This is a genomic window from Sutcliffiella sp. NPDC057660 (assembly GCF_042800035.1).
Lineage (GTDB): Bacteria > Bacillota > Bacilli > Bacillales > Bacillaceae_I > Sutcliffiella_A.
Map to the genome: position 1 here is coordinate 76,436 of NZ_JBHVHV010000006.1, position 13,130 is coordinate 89,565.

The 13,130-nt window shown below is 37.0% G+C and carries 8 protein-coding genes and 1 pseudogene; 3 read left to right on the forward strand and 6 right to left on the reverse strand.

The window, feature by feature from the left end:
- Window positions 1–6: 6 nt before the first annotated feature.
- Complete coding sequence (locus ACFVAD_RS07880; protein WP_386637838.1) at window positions 7–2,727, reverse strand: DUF4011 domain-containing protein; 2,721 nt, start codon at window positions 2,725–2,727, stop codon at window positions 7–9.
- Between the two features lie 450 nt (window positions 2,728–3,177).
- On the opposite strand from ACFVAD_RS07880, the gene ACFVAD_RS07885 reads away from it, so the two are divergent.
- Window positions 3,178–4,431: a competence protein CoiA family protein gene (locus ACFVAD_RS07885; RefSeq protein ID WP_386637840.1), complete on the forward strand. Its 1,254-nt coding sequence runs from the start codon at window positions 3,178–3,180 to the stop codon at window positions 4,429–4,431.
- A gap of 112 nt (window positions 4,432–4,543) precedes the next feature.
- Here the strand turns inward: ACFVAD_RS07885 and ACFVAD_RS07890 are convergent.
- Window positions 4,544–5,656 (reverse strand): annotated as a pseudogene (locus ACFVAD_RS07890) (alcohol dehydrogenase catalytic domain-containing protein); the annotation flags it as partial.
- 243 nt (window positions 5,657–5,899) lie between these two features.
- Between ACFVAD_RS07890 and ACFVAD_RS07895 the strand changes: the two are divergent.
- Complete coding sequence (locus ACFVAD_RS07895; RefSeq protein WP_386637842.1) at window positions 5,900–7,204, forward strand: HRDC domain-containing protein; 1,305 nt, start codon at window positions 5,900–5,902, stop codon at window positions 7,202–7,204.
- A 79-nt stretch (window positions 7,205–7,283) separates the two neighbouring features.
- Window positions 7,284–10,304: a UvrD-helicase domain-containing protein gene (locus ACFVAD_RS07900; protein ID WP_386637844.1), complete on the forward strand. Its 3,021-nt coding sequence runs from the start codon at window positions 7,284–7,286 to the stop codon at window positions 10,302–10,304.
- Window positions 10,305–10,411: 107 nt separating this feature from the next.
- Here ACFVAD_RS07900 and ACFVAD_RS07905 read toward each other — a convergent pair whose 3' ends face one another.
- The 4 genes from ACFVAD_RS07905 to ACFVAD_RS07920 form a co-directional block, all read right to left on the reverse strand.
- A complete protein-coding gene (locus ACFVAD_RS07905; protein WP_386637846.1) occupies window positions 10,412–10,720 on the reverse strand; it encodes a hypothetical protein in 309 nt (102 codons plus the stop codon).
- Window positions 10,721–10,746: 26 nt separating this feature from the next.
- The gene (locus tag ACFVAD_RS07910) at window positions 10,747–11,028 is read right to left on the reverse strand and encodes a hypothetical protein (RefSeq protein ID WP_386637848.1); all 282 of its coding nucleotides are present in this window, start codon (window positions 11,026–11,028) and stop codon (window positions 10,747–10,749) included.
- Window positions 11,029–11,446: 418 nt separating this feature from the next.
- On the reverse strand, window positions 11,447–11,848 hold the full coding sequence (locus tag ACFVAD_RS07915; protein WP_386637851.1) for a PaaI family thioesterase: 402 nt from the start codon (window positions 11,846–11,848) through the stop codon (window positions 11,447–11,449).
- A gap of 68 nt (window positions 11,849–11,916) precedes the next feature.
- Window positions 11,917–13,083: an ABC transporter substrate-binding protein gene (locus tag ACFVAD_RS07920; RefSeq protein ID WP_386637853.1), complete on the reverse strand. Its 1,167-nt coding sequence runs from the start codon at window positions 13,081–13,083 to the stop codon at window positions 11,917–11,919.
- Window positions 13,084–13,130 lie beyond the last annotated feature (47 nt).

Below are 13,130 nucleotides of genomic sequence, written 5' to 3' on the forward strand. Positions count from 1 at the left end.
TGGAATCTAGTAAACTGTACCACTCATATGTTCGACTCTGATCGACAACCCAATTTCATTAAAATATTTTTCAAGCTCGTTCAACAGCGAAACACTTATCTCAATAGAGGACAACTGCTCTTTTATTGTGTCATTTAACTGTAAGGAGTAGTTAGTTTGTTTAATGCCAATCCATGGATTTTCGTTAGTTTCTCCGCAAATCTCACCGACAACTGTAATATTTTCAAGTAATTGTTTGGATTTCTTAAATAACTCCTCATCCATTTCTCTTACTGAATTTCTATTGAATTCTATGACCTTATTCTTTTTTTTGATGCCGGAATACTCCTCTATCATTTCAAAGATACTCTGCCCTATTGTCGTTTTCCTGTGTAAATCATTTACATATCTATTCAATTCTTTCTTTAATCTTTTGATTTCAACTGACTTTTTACCCCAATTTGTCCCTTTTGTTTTACTCTGTGCCTTAAACGATGCTTCCAACTGGGCAAGTATATCTTTTTTCTGCCCTTTACTTGAATAAACCTCCAAGCAAAAGTCACCTAAACCGATATCTGAAAGCCTCTTTTGCACTACACTTAGTGCAGCCATTTTCTCCGCAACAAATAATACAGTCTTATCATTAGCCAGGGCATGTGAGATCATGTTTGTAATGGTTTGAGATTTACCCGAACCAGGAGGTCCATGTAGTACAAAGCTATTATCATCACCCGTCGCCAATATTGCTTCTAGTTGGGTGCTATCAAAGCTTAACGGTGCATAAACCGTCTCTTCCTCATCTATTTCTGCTGTTACTGGTTTATTCATAGATTGGGTGACTTCACCCAAATAGTTACCTTCTATTAAGCTTTTGACCACTTTGTTTTTCTTTAACTCCTCCGAATTGTTTACAAGATCATTCCACATGACAAATTTTGAAAAAGAAAACAAACCGATACTTGCTGTCTCATAGACATCCCAATTTTTCATAGGCATAATCAACCGGCGCATGATGGTTAGAACTCGCTTCACATCCGCACCATAATCATCCTTTGGTATGTCATATAAGCTAGATGCATCTATACCGAACTTTTGCTTTAAATATTCAATGAGAGAGATATTTATTTGGATTTCTTCATCCCTTGCTCGAATATAGTAACCCTTTTTAGCAGACAACCTAACTAAATCAACCGGCAACAATAAGATTGGAGCGTAACGTTCTTTTGTATAAGACTTTTCTTCATACCATTTCAAAAATCCGAGAGCTACAAATAGAGAATTTGCTCCGCTTTCTTCCAGAGTATTTTTGGCTTTCCGGTATAATTTCACTAATTCCTGTTCAAGCTTAACCTCTGTAAGAGTTGAACGTAACCGGTTGTTTTGCATATCTCCTTGTAAAATTTTCGACTGCAAAAACTCCTCTTGATCTCTGAAATCACGCGCTTTGTTTTTCCACTCATTTGGTAAGGGATTAATAAAAACTTTTTGTCCCATGGCCAATATATCTTCGGTTTGTGACAAATCCGCCGTTATTACCGGTACTCCCTGGGTATGTAAACGATAATTCAACAGGTTATTTCGTAGGCTCATATCGATAAGCCTATTTTGCCAGTAGATTACTTTATTTTCTTGCTGACCAATTTGATTAGATTTTTCATTTTCTGGAATTACTTCAACATGATCAAATTGCATGTTAGCAGAATCTTTAAGACTTGTTTCTTTTTGCAATTCCACTTCAATTTCTCCGGCCACCTTTTTCAAAGGGATAGGTTTAATCTGGCCGATTCTGCTTCTCTGGACATCAATAAAGAAATGGAATTGTCCCTCTTTATTCAAACTAATCCCTGCTGCTTTTACTGCTTCACTAAAATTAGCCTCTTTCTTCGTTAATAGAGTTGACTCTACTACTATGAGCTCATTAATTCCATTAGCCATAGATTTAGTTAAAATACTTTTATCATCTTGAAAACTCTCAAAAGATGTTTGTTCCTTTAACCAAAATGCTGGAAAGGCATGACCTTGCAGGAACACAACGATTGGATATATACCAACAGCTTCAGCACACGCTGCATAAAGTAAAGTAAGATCTAGACAAGTGCCTAATTTATGCTCTCTGATCAAATCGGGGAATCTAACTTTCTGTCCTTCTTCCTCAAAGCTGGCAGGAGGATTTATATAAGCAATCTCATTAGACTGTATTGCCGAGAATATAGCAGACAACTGGGCCAATACCCTGTTTGGATTTCCACTTTGGTATCCATCCATGGAATTTGTCCCTGTACCATTTTCCATGATAGTCGCAGCATGTCTAATAATTTCATTTACAAAAGGTCGATTCGGAGTAATAAAACTGGATATTATTTCAGGCAATACAGACGCACCTGGCCATGAATCAAAGGACATCACATCTATAGGTAGAGCTTTTTTAAAAAGTTCCTGATCCAGGTGAGTAATTCTTATGTTGAAATGACCGGCAATACTTTCATCCAGACTGCTGAGGAATTGCGAGGATAATTGCAAATCAGGTCGTATTTCAATGACCTCATTAGGCTCTAGCTTTTCAATATTCAAACTGTAGGATTCTGCAAACATTGGATTGGCTGTAATTTCAACTTTTAAATTTGAAAGGGAATCGGCAGATGAATTTTTGATGTAAAGAAACTTAACGACGGGGACATGGTTTTGTTGTAAAGCAAAACTAACTTTTTTATCATATTCATATTGGCAATCTATAGTTGTGTTCAACATTAGTCCTCCTTACTATTGATTACAATATTTTATCTTTAATCAGTATCACTATATATTATATCAACAATTGGGAATTATTGTTGAAAATTGATAGGAAAAGTAAGAATAACTACCTTTTTTTCTTCCTCTTATAATATCTCTTAATTTTAGCAGTGAGGACGGTCCCGACTGCTTCCTGCACTATAAATATCAATTTCTCTATAGCGAGCACAAATTGCACTCATATTTTAGTGGTCAATAGCAATTAATGTACCTCCATTAACATGTTGTTTACCATCAAAACGGATAGTTTATTTTTTAAGCTGTAAGTTGGCAAAAATCTTGGTTGAAACATCTCTACTACCGCCCCCGATGCTTCCTAAAGCACCAACCGTTAATTCCACTTAGAAAATATTTACATAATTATCAATATATATAATAATAGAATAAAAGAATCTCTGAGGTGAGAAGATGCGAGAAGCCTTACATGTAATTGATAACGAGCTTGTTCATTTACCTTATTCTGCAACAGATGATGATGTAACCAATTTTAAAAAGCTTGCAAAAAAGGAGATTTATCAGTGCCCTTATTGTCAAGCAAAGTTAATTGTTAAACATGGTGAAGAAAGAGGGCTTTATTTTTCCCACCAACACTCTGAGGCCTGTGAAGAATCAAGAATGGTCGATAAAGCGGAGAAAAGGTACACGAAGCAGACTGAAAGGGAATCTTCACTCCACAAAGTTTTGATTGACATTATCATGGATGAGTTAGAAATAAAAGCGAAAATTAATAACGGAATGTTCGTAAATGTGGGATATAAGGCAAAAGCAGAGTGGAAAGAGTACCCTGATATTTATGTGAAATTGCCCAAAAAGGAATTGGCTGTTTCCATCGTCACAAATGTTAGTCCAGCACATGATAGTAAGCTAGCTCAGCAGATTACAAAGAGGCATGAATATTTTATAGAGCAAGGTTTAGAGCCTGTTTGGTTCATAGAGAAAGTAGAACAAGCAATAGAAAAAGATAAAAACAGCATTATTTTATGGGATGCCGAACTCACCATTGCATCAAAAACACAAGAAGACAATATGTGGGACAAACTTATTTCAAGTGAGATCGAAGACGAGAAATTTTATGATTACTTTAGTTACCCAAGTTCATTCATTAAAAATGTGGATGTTAAAAGCCTATACTATATTTTTAACAACGATCAACAAGTAGTTGTAAAAGTACAGCGTTTTTTAAAAGATCGTGTCGTAAAACCCTTCCGTGCCTTTTTAATAAACGATGGATATGAATTACCTTTCGCGGAAGCTCTAGCTATTGATGATGGATTTAGGCTCAGTAACCCTGATATCGAAGAAGAACTAAGAAAAACTTTTCAAGATAAAGTATTCCAGAAAAGAGAAGAACATGCCGAGCAGCAACTTCACGAAGAGAACTTGAGAAAACAAAAGTTAGAACATGATGAAAAGGAACGAGAATTGAGATTAAAAGAACTACGTAAACAACGCATGGGAGAAGAGAAAAATCCTGCGATTACTTATAATGAATTAAAGCAGTTATTGAAGGAAAGAATCGGATTGACCCAAAAAGAACAAATGCAGTTGTGGAATAGATATATGCCACGAATCGGACTAAACAATTCAAAATTGATATGGGATATAGTTATTAATAACGATTGTAAAAACTTTAGTGATTTAAAAAGGTTCTTAGACAAATAATTAGAAAAGCAACAGACTTCAAGAGAGACTGTTGCTTTTCTAATTATTTTTTTCCTGTTAATATTACATTCCTTAAACCTTCTACACTGTTACGTTTAATATTCTGACGAAACTAAGGCTTCAAAACCACCTTCACACACCCATCCTCCTTCTCATTAAATATCCGACACCCATGCGCCGCCTCTTCCAAAGGCAACCTATGCGTAATAATCTTCCTCGGATCAATCCTCCTATCCTTTATCTACTCATACAAATAAGGCATATAATGACGCGCCGGTGCCTGCCCCATTCTAATATTAAAGTTCCGAGCAAAAAACGTCCCAAGTGGGAATATATTATACAACCCAACATACACACCAGTGAGCTGCAACGTTCCTGCTTTCCGCACGGCTTTTGTAGCAATCTGAATTGGCCCAATTGTTCCTCCTTGAAGCTTTAGCTTTTGTTCTACCCATTCCAGCGGTGATTTCTTCCTGTCCATCCCCACATAGTCAATAACAACGTCAGTGCCGCCCTTTGTCAGTTCCTTTAGTGTTTCCCCCATGTCATCGTATTCGGTAATGTTGAATACTTCAGTTTGATTGATTTTTCTTGAAAGCTCGAGTCTGTTGGCGATGTAGTCGACGGCAATGACGCGTTCGGCGCCTTTTTGCCAGGCGAATTGCTGGGTCATGAGGCCGACTGGTCCGCAGCCGAGGACGATGACAGTGTCGCCTTTTTTCACTCCGGCATTGTCAATGCTCCAGTAAGCAGTGGGAAGTACGTCCGATAGGAGCAATGGGGATTCATCCTCCAACTCGCAATCCTGCGGGATGAGAAACGGGGTATAGTTGCCAAATGGGACGCGCAGGTATTCTGCCCTGACCACCTGGGTAGTTTCCGAATTTCTCGGAGTAGCCGAAGTAGCCACCGGAGTTATAGTGCGGGTTGGCGTTGTCACATTGGCTTTCCAGATCGTGCGCGCTGTAATGGCAGGTACCGCATGCGACGGTGAACGGGATGACGACGCGGTCGCCTCTTTTCACCTTTGTCACATCCGGTCCCATTTGCTCATGCCCGATGACATAGCCAATCGGCAGCGGAAGTTTCCTTGGTATAGGTGAAGATCTGACCCACAAATGGTGGTGGATGTCACCTTGATGATGACATCTTTCCGGTCCTGGATTTTCGGGACTTCTACTTTTTTTACGTCTACTGTGCTCTTTCCTTGGTAAGTGACTCCCTTGTCCTCCTTCTATTGAATGGAATGTTATATGTAGCGTCCGTAATCGGGGATTACGATGCTTTCGAAATCTTGCAAAAGCTTGGTTAATCCTTTAGCCAATTCCTTGCCCTCCATCGGGGTTAACCCCCTTGGTTTACAAATCTACAATTTTATCCAGTTCGAACGACTTTATCTGCTATAATAAAATTACATAATGTGACAAAACTACCACTGTAAAACAAATACTAATTTGCGAGGTAAACCATGTCCTTTTTCAAAAATGTTATTGACGCATTAAAAGATAACCGGGTAATTAAACAACCTATAGTACATAAAGATTTCAACGAAAAATCTAATCTTTTAGAAAACCTGACCAGTCTCTCAGAAGGCAGCAATCCCCTTGTGGACTATAAAAAGGTGGAAAATCACCTTAAGTTGTTTTCCATTGGTCATACAGGTGAGAAAAGTGTGATGTTTGAGTTGAAGAATTCCATGGTTCCGATGCTTATTCTGCATGATGTATATCTAGAGTTCGAGGATTATCAAGCCCAGATGGATTTTGTTATCGTCACTCCGAAGTTCATTCTTGTGCTTGAGGTAAAGAAGCTGTTTGGGGATATTCTTGTCACAGATAAGGGCGATTTCCAACGTGTGATCAGGAAGAATAACAGAATGGTAAATAAAGAGGGAATGTATAGCCCTATCAACCAAGTGGAAAGACATGTGGCAATACTGGAGAGACACTTAAAGGCTAAGGGTATTATAAAGAAATGTCCGATCAGATACGCTGTTACTTTTGCCAATCCAAAGACTATCCTGGAGATATCTAAAAATGTCCCATCCCCTATTAAGGACTGTGTCATCCGTCATGATCAAATAAGTGCTTTTTTAAAGGCTGAAATGAAGAAGAGCTCTCCAGTAGAAATGCATCCTTCACTCATCTATAAGATTGCGGATGGAATCTTGGAGGGCAGTCAGGAGAAACCATTTAATGATCAGGATTATCTGTTGGATAACGTGGAGGTTGGAGCATCCCAATTTGTCGCAGCTACTGTGGAGAAAGAAATATCCCCTGAACCTAAAGAACATATCGACATTAAAGGTTTGCTGACTGATTACCGCACCAAAAAAGCAAAGCAGTTAGAGGTAATGCCCTACCATATTTTCAGCAACAGGTCCTTGGATATCCTTCTTGAGAAAATGCCACAAACCATTGAACAGTTACTAGAGGTTGAGGGCATTGGTCAGAAAAAAGCGGATGATTACGGACATGATATCCTGACGATATTATATAAAAAGAATAATGATAGACTTCAAGAATCAGTCAAAGCAGAGACTGCAATTGTAAATACAGATGATCTACGAGCACTTTTAACCGATTATCGTAGAACTCGTGCCCGAGAGCTTGATGTAAAGCCATACTATATCTACACCAACAAGACTTTGGATGCTATTGTTGAGCTAAAGCCCCGTACTATAAAAGCATTATTGGAAATTGAGGGTATCGGACCTAAGAAAGCAGAAGAGTTTGGGGAAGGGATTGTCTCAATCATTAATAAACATATTTAGTTTCCTGTGCTATTTAGATGATTCGTTTTTATCTGATTCTAGACCAGGAGTGAATTAGGTAAAGGGTGAAAAGCAAAGAATGTCATTTGGTTTTTTTTACATAAAAAAATTATTCATTTATCTAGAGTTCAGGAAGCATTTTAAGAGCATTAGAGGATTTATGCAACGGGTAAAAAACGAAGAGGACCAGTTAATAGTAACTATTAATGATTTAAAAAGTCAAAAAAGGTTAATTACACCGCAACAGATTGAAGGGATTCAGGACTACTACAAAAATGATGTATTAAAAGAAAGCATCTATTCACTAAGCACCTCCCTCCTTCAATTAGTCGAACAGCACCATAAGATACTGAGTACATTTAATAGTTTTATGATTTTTGATCAAGATTACAATAGAAAAAAAGAAAATATTCACCATCTTCTGCTACTACTTCCTGACATCTTGGAAGAGGTAAACTCTGGATTGAAAATCCATTACATACGTGCTTATTCATTTATTGAAACAGTTAACAACTTAAAGCTGGAATATATAACATATACTCAAACACGCTTGCTTCTTCAACCTGAAAATGAGGCTTCCTATGAATTCTTCATAACGAATCTTAACAAAGTTGATGATAATAAAGTACAAGAGTTTGTTGAATATTTCGGAAACCTTTCTTCTTATGTTAAAGAGTGGAATCAAGAGTTTGTGAATAGAGAAATGGAAGCAAACAAAGGTCTTTTTGACAATATTGATGGTAAATCATTGGACAGTCAACAAAGAGCTGCAATTGTTACAAATGAGGATAGTAATCTTATCTTAGCAGGCGCAGGTAGTGGTAAAACCCTAACCATCTCCGGAAAAGTGAAGTACCTCATTGATAGGAAAAATGTGAAACCTGATGAAATATTGCTTATATCTTTCACAAAGAAATCAGCGGAAGAAATGGATGATCGAATTGCAAAGAAGTTAGGAGTAAAGGTGGATGTAAAAACATTTCATAAGCTGGGGTTGGAGATCATATCGAAAACTCGAAATACCAAACCTAGTATCTTTGACTCTATGGATAAAGTGGTGGATGACTATTTTAAAACTCAAATATTTCAGGATAAGAAATACTTGCAGCATTTGATGCAGTTTTTTGGTTACTACATCAATATTCCAAAGAGCTTAGATGAATTTGATAATCTGGGCGATTACCATGAACATTACAAGAGCATTGATTTTGAAACTCTAAAGAGTAAGTCTGCCAAACAGGAATATGTAGATAAACATACGAAAGATATGGCCACCATTTTTAACACTTATGGTGGAGAAAGAGTAAAAAGTTTGGAAGAATTCATCATTGCCAATTTCTTATTCTTGAACGGTATAAATTATGAATATGAAAAAGACTATCCTCACCTTACAGCCAATGAATCTTATAGACAATACAAGCCTGATTTTTATTTACCTGACTATGATTTGTATATTGAACATTTTGGAGTAAACGAAAAATATAAGGCACCGTACCTCAGTAAAATGGAAGAGGAGAAGTACATTGAAGGTATGCAATGGAAAAGGAATTTACATAGAGAACATGGTACCACACTTATTGAAACCTACTCCTTTTATAATAAACAAGGTAACTTACTTAAAAAATTAGAAAGCAGCCTTAAGAAAAATAGGGTGGAATTCAAAGAGATTAATTTTCAAGAGTTATTCTCTGTCCTATACGACCAGATAAATGATAGGTATTTCGTAGAATTCAAAAAATTAATAGGGACTTTCATTAACCTGTTCAAATCCAAAGGGTATACCACTTCTGAATTTATCAGATTTTCAGAAGAAAATAAAAAAGTACAAAATCATCGATTCTTACAAATAAGGAATCAGATTTTCTTTAGTCTAGTAGAACCTATTTACGGTTATTATCAAGATTTCTTAGCAAAGACAAAAGAGATTGATTTTAACGATATGATTAATGCAGCAACAGACATTGTAAAACAAGGAAAGCTTTCATTTCCTTATAAATACATCATTATTGATGAATATCAAGATATCTCTCAGAGTAGATTTAACTTGGTAAATGCGATAAGAAGTAATACCAAGGCAAAGATTATGTGCGTAGGTGATGATTGGCAATCCATCTATCGTTTTGCCGGTAGTGATGTACAACTGTTCACCAAGTTCAGGGATTATTTCGGGCAGCATAAATTGTTAAGAATAGAAAATACCTACCGTAATTCTCAGGAGCTTATTGATATAGCGGGAAAGTTTGTAATGAAAAACCCTAATCAATATACAAAAGATTTGAAGTCTTATAAGACGAATAACTACCCAATAAGAATTTTAGGATTTTCAAGGAATCAAATACTTCTCCCTCTTTTTAAAGCAATTGAGGAGATTGTCAGTTTGTATGGTCCAGAAACAGAGATTATGTTATTGGGCAGGAATAATTTTGATATCAAAATATTGGATGGAAACACCAGCTTCAAAGTAAGCAGCAACTCTAAAGTTACATACTTTAAGTACCCTAAATTAAAAATATCTTTTCTTACAGTGCATCGTTCAAAAGGGCTGGAAGCTGAAAATGTGATTTTATTAAATGCTAAAAATAGTACAGTAGGATTTCCAAATAAAATTTCTGATGACCCCGTACTCAATTGGGTGCTTAATGATAGTGATGTATTCGAATTTGCCGAAGAACGTCGCTTGTTCTACGTTGCTGTTACCAGAACCAAAAACACCACATATATCCTTGCTCCAGAATCTGATCAATCTTCGTTTGTGAAAGAACTACGGAGCGATTATAAAATTGACTATGAATCTGATGGAGAGCATATGTTTACCAATCCTAATTGTCCGAGATGCCAATCAGGTCATCTGCTTGTAAGAGAAAATGGGTCTGGTGGCCAGTTTTTAGGTTGCAGCAATTATCCAGGGTGTGATTATACCTTAAATAATATAGAAGTGATTCACGAACAGATAAATTGTTCAGTCTGTGGAGGATATATGGTTAGAAGAAAGGGCCGTAATGGCAAGCCCTTTTATGGATGCAGCTACTATCCTAAGTGTAGTAATAGCTTTAATATAGAAAGAAAAAAGGAGTACTCATATTCCAAACAGAATTCTTAAGAAGCTGCGTTATCCGAAGCAGTAGAAGGAGGCGTTGGTGGGGCAAGCTTAATAGATGAAAGAAAGTCACCTTTCAATTTGGAATGCGACTTTCTTTTTTTATTTGATCATTTGAAGATGTCCCATAGTCGGTTACTTATCTTATCAAAAGGCTCATTGACCCGTTTTCTTTCCTCAAAATCATCTCTCCAAATATTGAATTCCGTTAACCCTCCACGAGGTGGATATAACAAGGAGTATTCCCGGCGAATTAATACTACCTTTTCCTCATAATCCAAATCACTTTCTATTATGTTTATTGTTTCTTGTATTATCCTTTTTTGATTGTTAATGCTACACCTATCCCCAAACTTCTCTAAAATAAGTATTAGTTCATTGAATAATAATTTCAGCTCATTCATATCAATAGTTTTCATTATTCACATACCCTTGGATATTGCCATTAAGGTGTTTTAAGCATCGATTCAAGTAAATCTAATTCCACTACAAGAGGCTCTTCGTAACTTTCTACCAGGTTAGTATCGAAATACGCACGCAAGGCTCCATTTATCTTTGAATGCTTTGGAAGGTCACCTGTACTACTTGGGTTGTTTAATGCTTCTGAAAGTTGTTGTAAATTCAATAATAGTGTATTTAAAAACTCATGATCTCTTTGCTTCTTCTTTTGGACTACTAAGCTGATAACTTTCTCTACTTGCACCTTTAATCTTGATCCATTTTGCATAAAATCACTCCTATCTTGAAGGTATTTGTCTGATTTCTTTAATCCAATCTAATGGATAATTCAAGGGTAAAAGAACTTGATCTTCATTTCCATTTAATACACTACCTGATAAGGTGTTCTGTCTTTCGGCTCTACCTATATTGAGGATAACGTCTTTAGGTACTTCAATTACAGCTTCATAGTTCCCAGTATTTTTCCATTCCGGAAGCAAGGCTAAATCAATTTTCGTCTGAATTTTATAAAATTTTTACATTTGTTTTGAACTTATCCAGACCCAGCAGATCGACCTCTATCAAACACATTTTAGGCTGCCCTATCTCTGAGTTCTTTTGGAGAAAGGCAGCCTGATTTTTTTCTGATATGTTTGTTGATACCTGTTGTTTAGAACTTGGGCACTAATCAACATTGGTGATAGTGTTCACGCAAACTGCTCTTTTTTCCGGTATACCATTCCATCAGCAGTAGCCAATAATTCCCCATCTTGGTTTCGGATAGTCATGCGATAAAGTCCAAGTTTTGGATTTTTCGATACCTCTTCTGCAGTTGCAGTTAATGTATCCTTAAACATCCCTGCCTTCATATAATTGATAGTCACATGAATGCCTACCGCAGTTTGTCCGTATGAGTTACTAGCAATGGCAAAAGCAACATCCGCTAAGGAAAATATGACACCACCATTTACAGCACCGTGAAAATTCAGCATGTTCTCCTTAATGTTTAAGGAAACAATAGCTTTACCCTCTTCTATTTCAATAATTTGTATCCCTAAAAGCTTTGCAAAGGGGTCTGCAGATACCTTTTCCATAATTGCTTCGTTCAACTGTTCCACCTCCATTTCTTTAGAAAAGGCTGACTCATAACAAAGGGTCAGCCTTCTGAATTCTATTTTTATTTTTTTAATACCCATTTCCCATCCTTTATTTCAGCAAGTACCATGCTATCCGCTTTTAAGCCATTATGGTCTTCTGGACTGAATGTAAAAATACCGGTCGCTCCAACATAATCTTTTACTTTATTCTCTAAGTAATCACGGATGGATTCTCTGTCTGTTGCACCGGATTTTAATGCCTCAACTACTAACATTAAGTTATCGTACCCATAAGATCCAAAGTTGGTGGGCTCCGCGTCGTATTCAGCTGTGTAACTGTCGTAAAAGCTTGAAATAACCTCATATTGTACATCATCTTCAGGGATTTGTGTCGGGAATAGGAGTTTTCCTGTTGGAATCAAAACACCTTCTGCTGCATCACCAGCAAGGTTGATAAAGGATTGGTTTGCAATCCCATGACTTCCGATATAAGGAATATCCATCCCTAGCTCTTTCATGTTCTTTGCAATAATAGCTGGTCCAGGGTTGGTACCCCAAACAATCAAAGCTTTTGCACTGGAACTGTTGATTTTTGTTAATTGTGTTTTCATATCTGCATCGTCTGTGTTATAGGATTCATTGGCCACGATTTCGATATCGTATTCACTTGTTAGAGCTTCCAACTGCTCTACACCACTTGCTCCGAAAGCATTTGAATCTGCTAGAATAGCTACTTCCTTCAAGCCGGCTTCTTGCAAGTACATATATACCCTTTCGGCAGCATGCGCATCGGAATGGGGAGTTTTAAAGACCCATTTTGATTCTTCCACTGGTGAAATGATACCAACTGCAGCACCTGCGGATACCATTGGAACTTCATTATCCATCGCAATGCCTTTCATTGAGAGACTTGCACCACTTGTCGTTGATCCCAGAACAGCAAGAACCTTTTCATCGTTGATCAGTCGATTCATCTGTTCCATGGCTTTTTCTGGAGTCGATTCGTCATCTACCAAAATAATTTCTATTGGGGTTCCATTAATACCACCGTCGTCATTTATTTGTTTTTCTAATAATTTTGTAGCATTCCATTCAGGTTCACCTAGCGGGCTGCCATCACCTGTTTTCGAATAGATCGCACCAATTTTATAAACATCCTTCTCCTCTCCACCGGTTTCTGAGTTACTGCAAGCAATCGTTCCAAATGCCAAGGCAGCTACCATCATACTAGCTAAAAGCTTTTTCAAAAAAACTCCCCCTTATAAATACTATTGGTTTATTCCTTAACCGCTTG